The 16,073-nt window shown below is 64.8% G+C and carries 19 protein-coding genes; 9 read left to right on the top strand and 10 right to left on the bottom strand.

Annotated features, from left to right (window positions below; all coding sequences use genetic code 11):
• Positions 1 to 11 precede the first annotated feature (11 nt).
• Entirely contained in the window at positions 12 to 1,766 is a 1,755-nt protein-coding gene (locus ACLMAJ_RS16255) for a serine/threonine-protein kinase (RefSeq protein WP_412014535.1), read from the bottom strand.
• A gap of 255 nt (positions 1,767 to 2,021) precedes the next feature.
• On the opposite strand from ACLMAJ_RS16255, the gene ACLMAJ_RS16250 reads away from it, so the two are divergent.
• Positions 2,022 to 2,909 carry a serine hydrolase gene (locus ACLMAJ_RS16250; RefSeq protein ID WP_412014534.1) on the top strand — a complete coding sequence of 296 codons (888 nt, stop codon included), beginning with the start codon at positions 2,022 to 2,024 and terminating at the stop codon, positions 2,907 to 2,909.
• 15 nt (positions 2,910 to 2,924) lie between these two features.
• Here the strand turns inward: ACLMAJ_RS16250 and ACLMAJ_RS16245 are convergent, their stop codons facing one another.
• On the bottom strand, positions 2,925 to 3,590 hold the full coding sequence (locus ACLMAJ_RS16245) for a response regulator (RefSeq protein WP_412014533.1): 666 nt from the start codon (positions 3,588 to 3,590) through the stop codon (positions 2,925 to 2,927).
• 123 nt (positions 3,591 to 3,713) lie between these two features.
• Positions 3,714 to 4,928 carry a sensor histidine kinase gene (locus ACLMAJ_RS16240; RefSeq protein ID WP_412014532.1) on the bottom strand — a complete coding sequence of 405 codons (1,215 nt, stop codon included), beginning with the start codon at positions 4,926 to 4,928 and terminating at the stop codon, positions 3,714 to 3,716.
• A 166-nt stretch (positions 4,929 to 5,094) separates the two neighbouring features.
• Between ACLMAJ_RS16240 and ACLMAJ_RS16235 the strand changes: the two genes are divergently transcribed.
• The 8 genes from ACLMAJ_RS16235 (at position 5,095) to ACLMAJ_RS16200 (ending at position 11,597) form a co-directional block, all read left to right on the top strand.
• Entirely contained in the window at positions 5,095 to 5,910 is an 816-nt protein-coding gene (locus ACLMAJ_RS16235) for a hypothetical protein (protein WP_412014531.1), read from the top strand.
• Positions 5,907 to 7,343 (top strand): alpha/beta-hydrolase family protein, encoded by a 1,437-nt coding sequence (locus ACLMAJ_RS16230; protein WP_412014530.1) that lies wholly within the window; start codon positions 5,907 to 5,909, stop codon positions 7,341 to 7,343. The genes ACLMAJ_RS16235 and ACLMAJ_RS16230 overlap by 4 nt, the downstream gene beginning before the upstream one ends.
• 45 nt (positions 7,344 to 7,388) lie before the next feature.
• Entirely contained in the window at positions 7,389 to 7,835 is a 447-nt protein-coding gene (locus ACLMAJ_RS16225) for an SRPBCC family protein (RefSeq protein ID WP_412014529.1), read from the top strand.
• Positions 7,836 to 7,956: 121 nt separating this feature from the next.
• Positions 7,957 to 9,204 carry an SGNH/GDSL hydrolase family protein gene (locus ACLMAJ_RS16220; protein ID WP_412014528.1) on the top strand — a complete coding sequence of 416 codons (1,248 nt, stop codon included), beginning with the start codon at positions 7,957 to 7,959 and terminating at the stop codon, positions 9,202 to 9,204.
• 202 nt (positions 9,205 to 9,406) lie between these two features.
• The gene (locus tag ACLMAJ_RS16215; RefSeq protein ID WP_412014527.1) at positions 9,407 to 9,679 is read left to right on the top strand and encodes a type II toxin-antitoxin system Phd/YefM family antitoxin; all 273 of its coding nucleotides are present in this window, start codon (positions 9,407 to 9,409) and stop codon (positions 9,677 to 9,679) included.
• 38 nt (positions 9,680 to 9,717) lie between these two features.
• Positions 9,718 to 9,945 (top strand): type II toxin-antitoxin system RelE family toxin, encoded by a 228-nt coding sequence (locus tag ACLMAJ_RS16210; protein WP_412014526.1) that lies wholly within the window; start codon positions 9,718 to 9,720, stop codon positions 9,943 to 9,945.
• A 282-nt stretch (positions 9,946 to 10,227) separates the two neighbouring features.
• Positions 10,228 to 11,073: an SDR family NAD(P)-dependent oxidoreductase gene (locus ACLMAJ_RS16205; protein ID WP_412014525.1), complete on the top strand. Its 846-nt coding sequence runs from the start codon at positions 10,228 to 10,230 to the stop codon at positions 11,071 to 11,073.
• 134 nt (positions 11,074 to 11,207) lie between these two features.
• Complete coding sequence (locus tag ACLMAJ_RS16200) at positions 11,208 to 11,597, top strand: hypothetical protein (RefSeq protein WP_412014524.1); 390 nt, start codon at positions 11,208 to 11,210, stop codon at positions 11,595 to 11,597.
• A 135-nt stretch (positions 11,598 to 11,732) separates the two neighbouring features.
• Here the strand turns inward: ACLMAJ_RS16200 and ACLMAJ_RS16195 are convergent, their stop codons facing one another.
• The 7 genes from ACLMAJ_RS16195 to ACLMAJ_RS16165 form a co-directional block, all read right to left on the bottom strand.
• Positions 11,733 to 12,125, bottom strand: a complete 393-nt coding sequence (locus tag ACLMAJ_RS16195) for a hypothetical protein (RefSeq protein WP_412014523.1) — start codon at positions 12,123 to 12,125, stop codon at positions 11,733 to 11,735.
• 76 nt (positions 12,126 to 12,201) lie between these two features.
• Positions 12,202 to 12,348: a hypothetical protein gene (locus tag ACLMAJ_RS16190; RefSeq protein ID WP_412014522.1), complete on the bottom strand. Its 147-nt coding sequence runs from the start codon at positions 12,346 to 12,348 to the stop codon at positions 12,202 to 12,204.
• A 131-nt stretch (positions 12,349 to 12,479) separates the two neighbouring features.
• Positions 12,480 to 13,952: an HNH endonuclease signature motif containing protein gene (locus ACLMAJ_RS16185; protein WP_412014521.1), complete on the bottom strand. Its 1,473-nt coding sequence runs from the start codon at positions 13,950 to 13,952 to the stop codon at positions 12,480 to 12,482.
• A 328-nt stretch (positions 13,953 to 14,280) separates the two neighbouring features.
• The gene (locus ACLMAJ_RS16180; protein ID WP_412014520.1) at positions 14,281 to 14,562 is read right to left on the bottom strand and encodes a hypothetical protein; all 282 of its coding nucleotides are present in this window, start codon (positions 14,560 to 14,562) and stop codon (positions 14,281 to 14,283) included.
• 5 nt (positions 14,563 to 14,567) lie between these two features.
• The gene (locus ACLMAJ_RS16175; RefSeq protein ID WP_412014519.1) at positions 14,568 to 14,783 is read right to left on the bottom strand and encodes a cold shock domain-containing protein; all 216 of its coding nucleotides are present in this window, start codon (positions 14,781 to 14,783) and stop codon (positions 14,568 to 14,570) included.
• A gap of 160 nt (positions 14,784 to 14,943) precedes the next feature.
• Positions 14,944 to 15,150: a DUF397 domain-containing protein gene (locus tag ACLMAJ_RS16170; protein WP_412014517.1), complete on the bottom strand. Its 207-nt coding sequence runs from the start codon at positions 15,148 to 15,150 to the stop codon at positions 14,944 to 14,946.
• Positions 15,140 to 16,033, bottom strand: coding sequence for a helix-turn-helix domain-containing protein (locus ACLMAJ_RS16165; protein WP_412014515.1), 894 nt, complete (start codon positions 16,031 to 16,033; stop codon positions 15,140 to 15,142). Before ACLMAJ_RS16165 ends, ACLMAJ_RS16170 begins: the two co-directional genes overlap by 11 nt.
• Positions 16,034 to 16,073 lie beyond the last annotated feature (40 nt).

Genomic DNA, 16,073 nt, shown 5'->3' with positions numbered 1-16,073 from the left:
TACAGGCATTGCTACAGCGGTGCCGCGGCCCACCAATTCGCCACCGCGTCCTGCGCCGAGGGCGGCGCGGTCTGCGGGGCACCAGAGGTGCCGTGATTGCTCACGTACAGAAGGTAATTCGAGCGCACAGGGTCGGATTCGAAGCTGACCACCATTCTCGCCGTGTGATAGAACTCCGCCATCGGGCCGGGTGGGTCCGGCACAAACCACTGGTGCACGGTCTGCACCGCGCCGCTCTTGCGCACCGGGGTCGCGATGTTCGCCGGTAGCGCGGCAACGACCGACTGCGCGGCAGCCGAGGATTCGTAACCGAGAATCATGTAGTTCATGTGGTTGCTGTCGGAGATATCGCGGGTGCACTCCCACGCCAACAGCCAGCGACTGGATTGCAGCAGTTCATCTTTGAGCCGCACCCCTTCCGCGGGCTTGCGAGCCATGCACTCGGCATCCTGGAATTCGGCGTCACCGAACGGGCCCGCGCCCTGCGGCACCAGGTTCGGGAAAGCACGGCGACTCTGCGCCAACGGATCCGACGCTGCTGCTGCTGCCGTCGGCGGCGGCGGCGGCACCGTCGTCGCCGGCACCGGCGATGCCGCGGAATCCTCGTCCGGCCCCGAGTCGAATGCCATCACTCCCATGAAGGCGACGACCGCGACAACCACGATCACCACACCGAGCACGATCAAGCCGATGGCGGCGGAAGATCGTTTCGTCGGAACCGGCAATGGCTGCGAGCCACCATAATTCGGTCCATTCGGCGGTGGATAGGTAGGTGTTGCCGTACCGGGATGCTGGGGCGCAGGCTGCATCAGGACAGCGGGCTGCATCGGGGCGGCAGGCTGCGCCATGGGTGCACCGAGTGCGGGGCCCGGTCCTGGATATCCGGCAGGCACCGGGAACGCTGGATTGACCCGCACGGTGGTCGACGGCGGCGCGGTCAGCGCATGGCGGGCCGCCGCGGCGAACTCGGTGCAGGTGGCGAAGCGGTGTTCGGGGCGCTTGGCCATCGCGATGGTGAGTACGCCTTCGAGGGCCGGATTCAGACCCTGCCGTTTCGTGCCGAGTGGTGCCGCGGCGTATTGCAGGTGACCTCGGATGATGTTGTTCGGGTCGGGCGAATCGAAGGGGGCCATGCCGGTCAGCAGCCAGTACAGCGCGCAGGCCAGCGAATATTGGTCGGAGCGATTGTCGAGGTGCGCGCCGGTCATCTGTTCGGGTGAGGCGTAGGCGAGGGTCGCGGTGAACATGCCGACCTGGGTCAGGTGTGTGGAATCCTCACGCAGCCGGGCTATCCCGAAATCGGTGAGGAACACCCGCTCCCCCTGCCCGCCGACCGAACGCGCCAACATGATGTTCGCCGGCTTCACATCCCGGTGCAGCACACCCATGCCGTGCGCGTAATCCAGCGCGTCCGCGACACCTTCGATGATCTGCACCGCACGCTCCGGCGGCAACGTCTGCGGATGCACTGTCGCCGCGTCGATACCGTCGATGTACTGCATGGAGATCCACAGCTGGTCGTCCTCGGAGCCGCGGTCGTATACGGCGACGATATTCGGGTGATCCAGGTGCGCGGCCAGATCGGCCTCGCGCGCGAAGCGCGCACGCAACTCGGCATCGGTGAACAGCTCGCGATTGAGCAGTTTCAACGCGGTCTGTCTGGCAAGGCGAGGATGGCGCGCCAGGTACACCGACCCCATACCGCCCTGCCCGAGCAGACGCTCGATGGTGAACCCGGCAAACACCTCACCGCTGTTCAGCAACACGACCCCCTTCGAGGTGATAGCAGCCTCGTTAGCCTAGTCGGTAGCCCCGTGGCCACCACGTTTCGAATTCTCCGCCGAAATCAGCAAAACTATTCACCAGGACGTCACCATCGCGTCACCGTCTCTCGGCTCGGCGATGGTCTCCGCTGTTCGGTCACCGGCCGAACGGGTACTTCGGTAGTACAGGTAAGTTTTGCACCGCCGATGAGCAATGGGCAGATGTTGTGGTGGTGGGGAGAGCACGGTGGTGAGGGTTTGAGAACGGTTCCTGCATACGGGGCGGCCTTGCGCTGCGCTGCGCTCGTCACGCTACTCACGCTGACCTCCTGCGCACTGTTGTCGGACAAGGACGCGCCCAAGGCCACTCCGACGATCACCGTCGCCACCGCGGGGTCGTGGCATTCTGGATGGTCGGTCTCGATGCCGGATTCGCTCGCCGCCGACTTCACCCAGCTGCAACCCAATCTGCCTGGTCAGGTCGGGATGGCGATCATGCCGGTCGGTGGCGGCCGATTGACCGTCTACGGCGACTGGACCAGTGGCATCGCCTGGTCCACCATCAAGGTTCCGCTCGCGATCGCCGCGATGCGCCGCGACCCCGTGGGCTCGGCAGATGACGCCGAGGCCGCGATCACCTGGTCGGACAACGATGCGGCCGAGGCACTCTGGCAGTCGCTCGGCGACGGCTTGGAGGCGGCCAGGGCCGTTCAGGATGTTATCGACGAGGCGGGCGACGCCGTGACCGGCGTGGCAGGACCCCGAACCCGACTGGACTACACCTCGTTCGGCGGAACCGAATGGACATTGGCCAATCAGGCCAGGTTCGCATCGCGGCTGCCGTGTCTGGCGCAATCCGCCGCCGTGACCGAACTGATGGAACAGATCACCCCGGACCAACGCTGGGGCCTCGGCGCCATTCCGGGGGCCGAATTCAAGGGCGGCTGGGGTCCGGACGACGACACCGGCGTCTACCTGGTCCGTCAGTTCGGCGTGGTGCCGACCAAGTCCGGCAACGTCGCGATCGCCCTTGCCGCACAAGCAGACTCGGGCGTGTTCGAGGATGCCACCGTCCTGCTCGATCGGATGGCCTTGCTGATCTCGCACCACCTCGACGAGTTGCGCGGCGGTAAGTGCCCGCACTGATCCGCGCCGAATAGGTCAGCCGGGGATGACGAGGCCCGATTCGTAGGCGAGCACGACAGCCTGGGCCCTGTCTCGCAGATCGAGCTTCGAGAAGACCTTGGAGACATGGGTTTTCACGGTTTGTTCGGCGACGAACAGAGATTCCGCGATCTCGGTGTTCGACATCCCTTTGGCGATCAACTCGAGCACCTCCCGCTCGCGCGGGGTCAGCGAACCGAGCGCAGGGGTCGGCTTGGCGCGGGTCGCGGTGCGGCGGCGGGTGACGTCGGCGATGAGCCGCCTGGTCACGGTCGGCGCCAAGAGTGCTTGGCCGTCGGCGACAACACGGACCGCGCGCACCAATTCCTCGGCGGGCGCGTCCTTGAGCAGGAATCCGCTCGCGCCGATGCTCAGCGCCTCGTAGACGTAGTCGTCGATGTCGAACGTGGTGAGCATCAGCACCCGCACCGGCGGATCGAATCCGGCGGCCAGGATGGCGCGGGCGGCATCCAAGCCGTTCATTTCCGGCATCCGGACATCCATCAGCACCACGTCCGGCCGCAACCGCTTGGCCTCGGCGACAGCGACTTTCCCGTTCGGCGCGTCACCGACCACGCTGATATCGGATTGAGCAGCGAGCAGCGCGCCGAAGCCTTGACGCACCATCGCCTGATCGTCGGCGATCAATACCGTTATTGCCACCCACCCACCCTAATTGGTGCTGTGGGGCGTAGCCCGTCCGCAATCCGCGCATGGCCGGAGCGAAGCCGGAGGTACGCCTGATTAGTGCTGCGCGCCACAAACCACCCACGGTCCCCGCGACGATCAGCGGTCGGCGACCGTATCACCGAGCACGATGTTCGGATCGAGGGGCAGGACGAGGGGCAGTCGGGCCCGCACTTCGAAACCGCCGTCGGGGCGCGCGCCCGTAGTGACCTCGCCGCCCGCAGCCAGCGCACGTGCCCGCATCCCCGCGATACCGTGACCGCCGTGGTCACCCTGCTTGGCAGACACCGCCCCCGGCCCGTTGCTCAGGCTCAGGTGCACATCGATGCCACAGATGATCGCCACCTGAATCGGGGCGCCAGGGGCATGCCTCGACGCGTTCGACAGCGACTCCTGCACGATCCGGTACAGCGTGAGACCGGTGGTGTCCGGCACGGCATCCAACGGGCCGTCGATCGTCCAGTCGATCCGCACGCCCGCCCTACGCGCGCCCTCGAACAGACCGAGCACATCCGCTGCCTTCGGCTGCGGCGCGTGCTCGGGCAGCTCGCCGTCGCTGCGCAGCACTCCGAGCATGCCGCGGATTTCGTTCAACGCCTCGCGGGCGGTCGCGCCGATGGATTCGAATTCCGCACGGGCCGCCGGTGTCACACCTTCCACCCGGTAGGGCGCGGTCTGCGCCTGCACCACCACGAGCGACATATGGTGGGCGACCACATCGTGCAGGTCACGGGCAATGCGCGCCTTCTCCTCCAAGATGGTGCGCTTGGCGCGCTCCAGCTCGTTCTCCTCCTCCTTGCGCATCAACTGCTGGCGCGACTGCACCAACCAGCGCAGCATCAACGCGAGCAGCACCACCGCGGCAAGTGCGATCGGCCAGCCCCAGACCGAGTTCGCGAGGTCGCCACCTCCCGCCATGGTGGTGGCGAGCAGCAGCGAGGTCGCCGCCCATGCGACGGCGATGATCGGGACCGCCGCCTGCAACGCCACCCCGAAGAGCAACGCGAACAGGACCAGGGTGTGCACGACCTGGATCGGGATGTCATTACCGGGTTGATTCGGGATCGCCAGCGCGATGATCAGCGCGGATCCCGCGGATATCGCCCAGCCGAGTGCCGGGTTGATGCGAATCAGCAGAATCGGGAACGCGGCGAGCGCGGCGATGAACGGCTGCACCGCCATCGGCACCGCGTGTGTGACGTGCAGAGTCGGCCACGCCACCGCGTAGAAGACGATCGCGACCAGCACCGTGAACGCGTCGAACCACATCCGAGCGTTCATCAGCTTGATCCGGGCACGGGTTTTCTGCTTCATAGCTACGACAGTAGGAACCCGAGACGTCGCGGTCCTCATACCCACGGGTGAATTCGCAACCGATACCCGAGGGTGAGGCGCCGAGCCCGCTCCCCCGGCGGCACGGGCCGGTGAGCGCACCCCGGCGTGAGGTGCGCGGGCGCACCCGATTCCTAATGTGATCGTCATGAGCACACCGACCACCGCACGGCAGGCCGGCACCAAGGCCACCGATGTGCGCCCCCGATCCGCACGTCACGCGGGCTATCGGCGGGCCGCGGCATTGACGGCCGCGGCGTTGACCACCATGGCGGCCACCGTTGTCCTCGCACCCGTCACGCATGCCGTAATCGATCGGCCTCCGGTGGAGAACGTCTCGGCGGGTGCGGCGGTGTCGATACTGACCGCGGGCGGATCCGACACCACCCCTGACATTCCCGACGATTTCGCCGCACGCTTCGGCTACCGGCCGAGCCTCGTCGACGGTCTGCTCGCCGATCCGGGCGGCGATTGCTCGTCGCCGGTCACCCTGCCCGATGAGTTCGAAACCGCCTGCAAGGCCCACGATCTCGGCTACGACCTGCTGCGCTACGCCGATTCACACGGTGAACCGCTCGGCCCGTGGGCCAGGCAGGCTCTCGACAACACCCTCGGCCAGCACATGCACGAGGCCTGCGATGTCCGCACCGATTCCTTCTCCCGCGCTCGATGCAAGGCGATGGCCACGATCGCCTACACGTTCGTCGATATCAATTCCCGGCGACAGGGCTTCAGCGCACCGGTCGCCGAATCACTGTGGAGCTCAGCAGATTCGCAATCCCCTCGCACCTTTAGCGGGTGGCTCGCGGTGCTCATCGGCGGCGGTGTTCTCGGCCTCGCCGCCGCGGGGGCCGCACTCGTCGGAGTCACGCCGAACTTCCGCCGTCCGAGCCGAACCATTCGCGGTGCGCGCGGGCCCGTGACACCGGTTCTCGGCGGATCGATGAATCAGGTCGAAGCATGACCAGACACACCTCGGTCTCCGCAACGGATGCCCCTGCGGTCGAGCCGATGCCACACACTCGAGTCACTCTCTGGAAGGCGACCGCCACCGAAAGGCTGCACCACACCCTGCGGCCACGGATCGGCACGACACTCGCCATCGGAACCGGCGCGCTGATGTCGCTGACACCCGGGCTGCTGCCACGCACGCCGGCAGCACAGGCGGCGGTGACCGGGCTGTTCGTCGCTCTCATGCTCGGCCTCGCCGGCCTGGTCCGGTTCTTGTCCGCTCGCTGGAATTTCGACATCAATCGACCATTGGCACGCTTTCGGCTGCCCCTGCTCGGGCTGATGTCGGTCGCGGTCGTCGGTGCGGCCGTGCTGGCGGGTCACTGGCAGAACCGGCTGCGCGCGGCGATGGATACGTTGCCCATCGGAGCGGATTATTGGTTGCGCTGGGCGATCGGGGCCGCACTGATTGTCGGAGTCTGTGCCGTGACCGCGCGGACTGTCGGATGGGTCGCACGCACGCTGGGGTGGTCGCGCAGCATCGCCGTCGCGACGGTCGCGACGGCCGTGCTGTACCTCGTCGGCGTTCCCGCCGTGGTGGACTGGCGGCGCACTGCCTACGCCACCGCCAATGCGACGATCGATCCCGCTCTGGTGCAACCGGTTTCGTTGCTGCGGTCCGGAAGTACCGACTCGGCGGTCAGCTGGCCGTCGTTGGGGGCGGAGGGGCGCAAGTTCGTCAGTGGGTCACCCGCCGGTCCTGTCCGCGTCTATGTCGGCCTCGATTCCGCGCCCGACCGTGAGACCAGGGTGGCCCTCGCGATTCGGGAGCTGGAACGCTCGGGCGGCTTCGATCGGTCCAATATCGTCGTCGCGGTACCGACCGGGTCGGGTTGGATCGACGCGAACGCGGTCTCGGGTTTCTACCAGCGCTTCGGTGGCGACGTCGCCCTGGTCGGCATGCAGTACTCCTACGCGCCGAGCTGGGCGACCTTCCTGTTCGGCCGCGACGAAGCCACGGCCTACGCGCGAACGCTGTTCACCGCCGTCGAGAACCGCGTCCGCACGCTGGATCACAAACCCGAGCTCTACGTCTACGGCCAAAGCCTCGGCGCGATCGGCGGCAGCTCGATCTTCACCGACGACGCCGACCAGGACCGTCGCACCTGCGCCGCGCTCTGGGCGGGTCCACCGGCGGGCCAGGTGCACCGGACCGGAGCGACGGTGCTGGCCAATAGCTCCGACCCGGTGGTCCACTGGTCCCCATCGCTGCTGTGGCGCGCACCCGATCTCACCGGTGTTCGTATGGATGCCCCTGTGCCGCAATGGCTCCCGATAGTGAGCTTCCTACAGACCAGCGCCGACCTGCTCGCCGCATTGAACGCACCGCCCGGTCACGGGCATCGCTACGGCACCGATCAGGGCACCGCCCTCGGCAGCTGCTGACACCCACTCCTTGCCCACAGCTGAAACATGTTCTAGTTTGCTCCCATGGCCTTTGTCATCGACGCCTCCGTCGACATCGACGCTCCCGTCGAGTTGGTATGGGAGGTGATCACCGACCTCGCCCGCTACGGCGAGTGGAATCCCTTCGTACCCGAATGTCGCAGCACCCTGGTTCCCGGCGAACCGATCGACATGCTCGTGCAGGTATCCGGCGCGAAGCCACGACGCCAGCGCGAGTGGATCCGCTCCAACACTCCGGGCCACGAGCTCAGCTACTCCATGAAACCGGTACCGCTCGGCGCCTTGCACAGCCTGCGCTCCCACACCGTCACCGCACTGGAGGACAACCGCACCCGCTACGAATCCCACTTCGAACTCGCGGGCTGGTTGCAGCCGGTGGTGAGCGCGGCACTCGGGAAGAACCTCCAACGCGGCTTCACCGGCATGACCGCGGGCATCCGCAAGCAGGCCGAATCCCTGCGCACCCCCTGACCCCGACTCCTGCACGTTCGGCGGGTCTCGCGAGCCGGGGAATGACTGTCCGGTTCAGGAGGTTGTCCGATCGGTCCGGTACGAATCGGGCAGGTTCGACCGCCAGAGATTGGATTTCGCCGTGCGTGCTGTTCGCGCCCTCGTAGCACTGCTGCTGCTCGTCCTATTTTCCGCCACCACAGTGACAGCAGGCGCGACACCGCCGCAGCCGCCCGGGTGGACCGCGGTCTGGGCTACGTCTCCACACCTACCGAGCAAGGCATTCGCCCCCAACTGGGCCGAGACCGGCTTCGCGAATCAAACACTGCGGCAGATGGTTCGGGTAAGCGACGGCGGTGTCGCCACCCGCATCCGCCTCACCAACCGCTACGGCACGACACCGCTCGCCGTCGCGGGTGCGACGATCGCCCGCTCCGGCGCCGAGGGCAGCATTCGCCAGGACACGGTGCAGAACCTGACAGTCGACCTGGCACCGTCATTCCGCATCGCGCCCGGCGCCGACCTGGCGACCGATCCTGTGCTGCTGCCACTTTCACCGCTGGAGTCGGTGACCATCACCCTGTATCTGGCCGAGCCGACCGGTCCGGCCACCCAGCACGCCCAGTCCTTCGCGACCAGCTATCGGGCCGCTGGTGACCATCGTGCCGACGCGACCGCCGAGGCCTTCACCGAAACAACCCAGTCCTGGTATTACCTCTCCGGCGTCGAGGCGATGAACGCGATTCCGCGCCGAGCAGGCGTCGTAACCTTCGGCGATTCGATCACCGACGGTGTCGGCTCGAATACCAACGCCGACAACCGATACTCCGATGAATTGGCCGAGCGATTCGCCGCCGCGGGCAGTCCGCGCGCGGTCCTGAACGAAGGCATCGGCGGCAACCGGGTCACCGTGGACTCTTCCTGGCTTGGTGACGCCGCACAGCGCCGATTCCGCCGGGACGTACTCGAGCAGCCCGGCATCGGCACCGTGATCATCCTCGAAGGCACCAACGATATCGGGCTCAGCACCGGCGGCGAAGCAATCGGCGAGCGGTCGGTCGAGGTCTCCGCCGAACAGCTCATCGCAGGCAACCGCGACCTGATCCGGCAGGCCCGCACCGCAGGCCTACGAGTAATCGGCGCGACCATGCTGCCGTTCGGGAATTCGCTCTACTACTCGGCCACCGCCGAGGCCAAGCGCGACGCGGTCAACCAGTGGATCCGCACCTCCGGCGAATACGACGCGGTAGTCGACTTCGACGCCCAACTCGCCGACCCCGCCGATCGACACAGTCTGGCTCCGGCCTTCGACAGCGGAGATCACCTGCACCCCAACGAAGCGGGCTACCGCACCATGGCGGCAACGGTGAACCTCGCAGACATCCGCTGATCCCGGCCCACCTCAGCCCCCGGCCGACCGACTCCTCGAGCCCACCGACCGGGGGCTGATTACTGCCCCGTGATCGACCAAGACCACACCGGACGCGCCAACACCTCTACTGGCAACGGTCGAACACTGGCCACCGACGTCGGCCACTGCGGTATCCATCGTCTCGTTGACCCGAACTCGAGAATTAGTCATACTTATGACTATGAACGTGAAGCTCGCCGAGGTGAAGGCGACCCTGTCCGAGGTGGTGTCACGCGTGCGCACCCAGCACGAGCGGGTCACCATCACCGTCCATGGCGAACCCGCCGCGGTGCTGATCGCCATCGAGGACCTGGAGGCCCTCGAGGAGACCATCGCAGTCCTGTCCGACTCCGCGACGATGACCCGATTGGCCGAGTCCGACGCCGAATTGGCGCGCGGTGAAGTGGTCACCGCAGACCAGCTGACCAAGGCGATGGCGAACCGCGCTCGGTGAGCGAATACACGCTGGAGACAACACCGACGGTACGGCGCATGTTGACCAAACGACTCCCCGAAGCGGTGGCCGTTGCGGCGTTCGAGTTCATGACCGGCCCTCTGATCGGCAACCCACACCGAGTCGGCAAACAGCTCATGCCCCCTTTGGATGACCGCTGGTCTGCGCGGCGCGGCACATACCGCATCCTGTACCGGATCGACGACAAACGGATGGTTGTGACGGTGGTCGACGTAGCCCACCGTCGCGACGCATATCGAACCTGATTCGAGCACGCATCCCGGCAACTGCGGTCAACCGAAGCTCGGCTCACCACTCCGGCGAGCCGAGCTTCAGCTTCGCGTCCAGCAGCTCGCGAACAGTTCGGTGACGACGGCGAGGATCGCGACTCGGGCACGCTCACTGGACCAGGCGGCACTGGAGGCGTCGAACGAGGCCGATCTCAGCAACGAGACGAACCGTCTCGTATTGACGGCAGCCTATTCGTCTGGCATTGTCTGGCATATCTTAAACGAGACGGAGCGTCTCGCGACGAAAGGATCGACGCAGTGAGCAGAACTTGGTTCATCACCGGCGCCAACCGCGGACTCGGCCGGGCCTTCACGATCGCCGCCCTCGACCGCGGCGACCGTGTTGTCGCGACCGCCCGCGACCCGAGGTCGATGGCCGACCTCACCGACGACCGATTGACCGTACTGCCCTTGGACGTTCGCAACCGCGATCGCGTAATTACCACCGTGGACCGTGCGTTCGAGGTGGTCGGCACCATCGACGTGATCGTGAACAACGCCGGATACGGCCTCGTCGGCGCGATAGAAGAACTCACCGAAGCCGAGATCCGCGACCAGATGGACACCAACTTCTTTGGTGCCCTCTGGGTTTCACAAGCGGCAGTACCGCACCTGCGCCAGCAGAAGTCCGGCCACATCGTGCAGATCTCAACGGTCGGCGCGGTGGGCAGTCTGCCGCTGTTCGGCATGTACAACGCAAGCAAATGGGCACTGGAAGGTTTCAGCGCCGCGCTCGCGGACGAACTACGACCACTGGGGATTTCGGTCACCCTCGCGCAGATGGGTGGATTCGACACCGACTGGGCGAAGTCGAGCATGAAGTTCGGCACCGCGCTGCCCGCCTACGAAGATCTCCGCACGGCCATCCTAGGTATGCCGAACTACCCGGACCCCTCCGCACCGCCAGCCGCGACCGACGTCGATTCGGAGTGGGCGGAACCGGGACCGGAAGTCGCCGCGGCGGAACTGCTTCTACTCGTAGACATGCCGAACCCGCCGGTACGCAGGATAGTCGGCCCCGGAGCCCACCACATGGTGACGATGGCCCTCGACCAGCGGCGCCAGGACTACCTCACCGACCCCGAATTCACCTGGCCCACATAACCGCGCGGCGCGAACCGATCGACCGGTCTGTTTGAAATGCACCCGTTGCCAATACTTTTGGATCTTGACGCCTCGCTGTTTACGCTGTAGAACTTACAGGTTCGGGATTCGGACTGTAGGACGAGGAAATTCATATGCGTAACGCGATTGCCACCGTGATGGCACTGGTAGGTGTTATCGGCGGTTGCGTGGCGGTAGCGGGGTCGGCGAACGCGGTGAGTGACACGAGCACCTGCGCGGCAACCGTTGACGCGCTCCAGGACTACAGCAACAAAAACCATGCCATCGACCGGTCCGATCCCTCCGCACCAGCGGAATCGAGCAGACTGTGGAACGGCCTCCTCGCGAGCCTCGCCGACATCTCAGCCAAAGCCGACGAAGGCCGGGCGAAGACCGCGCTCGACAACGCATTGCCGCAAATGCACCGGATAGTCACCCCGAACACTGCGGATCTGAAAACCATGATGGCCGATCCAGCGTTCAGCGCTGCCTTGACCGGTCTCGACGCCGCGTGCGGATTCTAATTCGCCAACCCATCAAGTGGGGCGTCGCCAGCGTGGCGCCCGACCGCGCAGCATCACTCGCAAGGTAGCCCACCAAATGGTGACGGTGGCCCTCGACCAGTGCCGCCAGGACTACCTTAACCGAGCTCACCAGGGCTAACGCCTCCGTCGCGGGGCGGCCATACAGCACTCGGCCGCCTCCGGTTCGGCGATCTCGTCCATCGACATTCGCAAGGTGAGCGAATGCTTTTCCGGCGGTAGCGCATCCAATGATCCACGGGCGAGAGCGACACCTTCGTCGCGGTCTCCTGCCCGGACCAATATCAGCCCTCGATGCATTTCGAGGTGTGCCGCGAACCGTGGCAACGACGACGGCAGTTCGACACGGACCGCATCTTGTGCGGTGACGGCCACCTTCTCTGCACCGAGTCGGGCAGCGAGCAAAGAAATGAATACGTTGAACCTCCACCAAGGGACGGCGTAGTCCGATTCCTTTTGCTCGCTGCCCACCTTGTCGAAGATGCGGCGGCCGGTCTCCGTCAGTGCCAAACGCCCGCGTCTTGTCGCCATGCACAGCGGCGGCGTGGGCTGCACCCATCACCGCGTTCAACCGGCCCACGGTCGGCTATTCGGAGAGCTCTACGGCTTGTTCGGCGAAGAGCTCGGCAAAGGGCAGCGCGGTACCTTCGTAGCCCAAAGCGATAGCAGCCCGCCCACGTACCCATATTCGGATTGCGTCGTCGCCGGATCGGTCGGCCGATTCAGCGGCCATCCGGTACCAGCCGACCGCTTTCCTACCTGCCCAGCGCAGTGCTGATCTCAGCGTGACCCACGTCGGCCGCAAGCACGCTGGCGGCGATGGCGATCACCGGTCGACCGGCAAGCGGGCCAAGCCCCGGGCAGCTACCCGGATTCTCTGTCGGGTGGGTGGGGTTGGGGCGCAAGGTATTCGCTCGGATGGTGGTAATGGTTGATCCGAGGTACCTGCTTCGAATCGACGGCCTGTGGTGGAATCCATTGAGTGCGACCAGGTGTCGGGTGACCTACCGGTGCCGGGACGGTCGCCCACTGCATGTCACTGCTACCGACCAGGCGGTGGTGAGGCTCGCAGGCGAAGGTGAGTTGATCAGCGTCGGTGCCACCACCGTGGGCCCATTCCTCACGATGATGGGTTTGACATAAATATCCCGGCTTCGAGCATCCCGGATGAGTGCAACCGATATCGCGGGCATGCAAAATGATGCGTTGACCAGCGGTCGCGATACGTTTGGTTCGACCCAGATAGAGGGGTCGACCGTCGCTGTCGTCGAAAACAGCCAGATAGTGGTAGGCGTGGGCGGCCATCCGAATCAGGTCATGCATCGGTAACAGGCTTCCACCACCGGTGACTACCGGTGGCCCGGACACGAATACTTCACTCGGACCGTGCGCGGGATCGGTGTGTCCGACAGCGTTTTCGAGGTCTTGCAGCGATGTGGTCACTACTACCGACACCGGTAGCCCACGATGCTGGCCCAGGTTCCCGGAGGAGAGTATCGCCCGCGCCACGGTTTTCAACGCGTCGTGTTGGCGTTGCCCGCTGCTGCGGTCATCCCGCTCGACGGCGGCAGGATCGGGTTCACCCTCGAGTTGCGCGGCGCTGCTGCCCTCGGGGTTACCCATCCCCGGCTTGGCGAGTTTCGCGAATACTGCTTCGAGGTAGGAGCGTAGTTCCGGATCAGCGACGAGGAGACATTTACTCATCAGATCCGGGCCTTGGCGGCCGAGGGTGAAGCTACGGCGTCGGGCGCGGTCGGTGTCGTCGAAGGTGCCATCGGGGTTGATGATCGCTTCGAGGCGTTCAGCGACTTTCTTCAACTGGTCCGGTCGCAGCACCCGAGCGTGGGCGGCGAGTTCGGTTTCGGCGGATGCCCGGGTGGTGGTGTCGATGCAGGTGGGGAGTTGGTAGAAGAACTGCCGCAACACTTTCACATGTGCCGCACCGATCGCGCCATCGCGTTGCGCGGCCGCTGTCGCAGGCAATGCCGGGTCGAGGGTTCCCCCATCAATGGTGGTGCGGTGGGCGAGTTCTGAAGCCGCACGCCACCGTCCGCGTGCTTCACTGGGGCTGATGCGTAACCCGTCGGCGAGGGTGTCGGTCACATTCCGGGTGGCGAAATCGTTGTTGCTCCACTGCCGTTCGATTTGCGCAATGAGCTCCAAACCGAGCGCGGGGAGCGCCCGAACGACCGATTCGATGCGTTGCAGAACGCGGAGCCGATCCAGGTTACTGAGGGGGTCGGTGCGGACTTTCATGGCTTGGGTGAGTCCGGTTTCCAGAGTCGATAACGCCGCCTCTACCGACGGGTCGGTGATCGAGGCGAGGTTCGAATTCATGTTCGAATTCTATCGCGAATCCTATTGTTGGTCATCCCTTTTCACATTCCACCACCCGTAAAACGGTAGACAAATATTCACTACTTACCCTTCGTTGTGCGTGGAAGCTCGTCGGCGAGTTTCCACGTGACCGGCCGCGAGCCTTACCCAAATCTCGGATGAGTTCCCCTATGGCCGTACCCATACTTCGATCATTCTCTCCCAAGCCCGCTCATTCATCGCCAACGTCTCGGGAGAAAATATCCGCTTCTTCTGTGCCACTTCGCGTTCACCCCTTATCTTCGGGGCAACCTTAGTCGGTCGACTGTCCGGAATGCGCGAGGCGCCTCTATGTCGAATGCAACGTGAATTCGACGCTGTATTGGACGTTGCCGGGTGCGGTGGTGTGCCCGTTGGCGGCGGTGAATTCGCAGCGTGCCCGGAGCTGATATGTGGTGTCGAGTTGAAGGTTGAAGACTTTGGAATGCCACCAGTAATCGGCGGGGATGCCCTGGCGGTAGTCGGTAACCCGTGTCATCGGGGTGGAAGTGATAGACCGGGCGGCCTGCGCAGTAGCGGTCGGTGCCCAGGCGAGCGCGGTGGTGAAGGTCGCCGCGAGCACGGCGACCACACTTGCTAACCGATGTGCCTGCGCACGGATGTTGCCCTGCACTTGCATTCCCCCTGTGGAACGTTTTCGATTTCGACATCGACGTTGTCCCCTTCTTGCAGGTTGAGCACATCGTCTTTCGCGACGGTGGACAGATGGAACCACGCGGGCTGGCCATCCTGACGAGTCAGCACACCGGTTCCGTTCTGGATGCTCCAGCGATACACCGTGGCCTGTTCCACTGCACTGCTCCGTCCAACGCACTGATGGTTCCGACCCGATCATGGTCACTCATGATCGGTTGGCGTGCACCCCAATTCGTACCGAGCCGGCACGTGGCGGATGCCGCGTCAACCCACCACTTGTCTCGCAGGTGTCAACACAACCGCCTCTGCCGCGCGCCTAGCGCCGGTCGAACTCACCCTCATTCACACCTGCGGTGAAGGCATCCCACTCACCGGGCGTGAAGACCAGCGCCGGACCACTGGGGTTCTTGCTGTCGCGGACGCCGATCATGCCCCCCTCGAGATGCGCCACCTCCACGCATGCGTCCGCGTTCGCAGACCGGCTGCTCTTGAACCATCTCGCTCCGGACAGGTCAGCGATCACTCTCGAGCTCCTCCGCTATCTCCAGAACCAGTGCTCTGGTCTTGCTTTCATCCAACGCTACACGCCGGATACTGCTTCCTGCTTCGCGGTATTTCTCGATCTCGCCACCGTTCTCCAGGTACAGATGTCCCGCATACTCCTCGACGTAGACCACGGGCGGCTCGATCATCCGGGACGACGGAAGGGGCGGAAACTCGAGCAGTACGAACGAGCCGACCTGTAGACCGACGTGGCTACCAACCCGAAGCGGAATGACCCTGATCGAGACGTTGGGATACTTGCTGATCTCGGCAAGACGCCGAAGTTGCCCCGCCATGACACCGGGACCCCCAACCTGATGTCGCAGCACGGCCTCCGACAACACCACGTCCATCTGAAAGTCTTTGGGGTCTTCATTCAGTCGCGCTTGGCGTCTGATCGCAAGTTCGATGCGTCGTTCGACGTCTGCGGGTGGTATCCCAGGGTTTGCCACCCAGATCATGTCTCGCCGATATTCAGGAGTTTGTAAGAGTCCCGGCAAGAGTGTGAGCTGGAACGTTGTCAGTCGGCGTGCGGCTTCCTCCAAGCCCAGATAGTGATCGAACTTCGGCTCGACCGGATAGGTTCGCCACCATCCGCCGCCCGACTTCCGAGCCTCCTCCACCTCAGCGGCCAGCATCAGCAATGTCTGCCGTTCGTCGGCGGTCGCGAGGTACTCATCGCACAGGGCATTGACGTAGAGCCGGGACAGTTTCGTCGGCTGGCCATCTTCCATGCGGCCGATCGTCTGCGGCGATACCTCGATGACCTTCCCGGCTGCCGCCTGGCTCTTTCCGACCTTCAGCCTCAGTCTGCGAAGTTCACGACCTGCGGCTCGCTGCGGAAGCGTTGAACCAGTCGCCATTAGTTAGCCTCGCTATCGGACGTCTCGAATTTTGGAACGC

Source organism: Nocardia arseniciresistens, assembly GCF_046764875.1.
Taxonomy (GTDB): domain Bacteria; phylum Actinomycetota; class Actinomycetes; order Mycobacteriales; family Mycobacteriaceae; genus Nocardia; species Nocardia arseniciresistens.
This window is presented reverse-complemented; position numbering and strand designations above follow the sequence as displayed.

Bases quoted from the DNA above. Each gene is read 5' to 3' on its own strand.
- ACLMAJ_RS16240 (WP_412014532.1), bottom strand. From the start codon at position 4,928: ATGAAGCAGAAAACCCGTGCCCGGATCAAGCTGATGAACGCTCGGATG.
- ACLMAJ_RS16235 (WP_412014531.1), top strand. From the start codon at position 5,095: ATGAGCACACCGACCACCGCACGGCAGGCCGGCACCAAGGCCACCGAT.
- ACLMAJ_RS16230 (WP_412014530.1), top strand. From the start codon at position 5,907: ATGACCAGACACACCTCGGTCTCCGCAACGGATGCCCCTGCGGTCGAG.
- ACLMAJ_RS16225 (WP_412014529.1), top strand. From the start codon at position 7,389: ATGGCCTTTGTCATCGACGCCTCCGTCGACATCGACGCTCCCGTCGAG.
- ACLMAJ_RS16215 (WP_412014527.1), top strand. From the start codon at position 9,407: ATGAACGTGAAGCTCGCCGAGGTGAAGGCGACCCTGTCCGAGGTGGTG.
- ACLMAJ_RS16210 (WP_412014526.1), top strand. From the start codon at position 9,718: ATGTTGACCAAACGACTCCCCGAAGCGGTGGCCGTTGCGGCGTTCGAG.
- ACLMAJ_RS16200 (WP_412014524.1), top strand. From the start codon at position 11,208: ATGCGTAACGCGATTGCCACCGTGATGGCACTGGTAGGTGTTATCGGC.
- ACLMAJ_RS16190 (WP_412014522.1), bottom strand. From the start codon at position 12,348: ATGGCCGCTGAATCGGCCGACCGATCCGGCGACGACGCAATCCGAATA.
- ACLMAJ_RS16185 (WP_412014521.1), bottom strand. From the start codon at position 13,952: ATGAATTCGAACCTCGCCTCGATCACCGACCCGTCGGTAGAGGCGGCG.
- ACLMAJ_RS16165 (WP_412014515.1), bottom strand. From the start codon at position 16,033: ATGGCGACTGGTTCAACGCTTCCGCAGCGAGCCGCAGGTCGTGAACTT.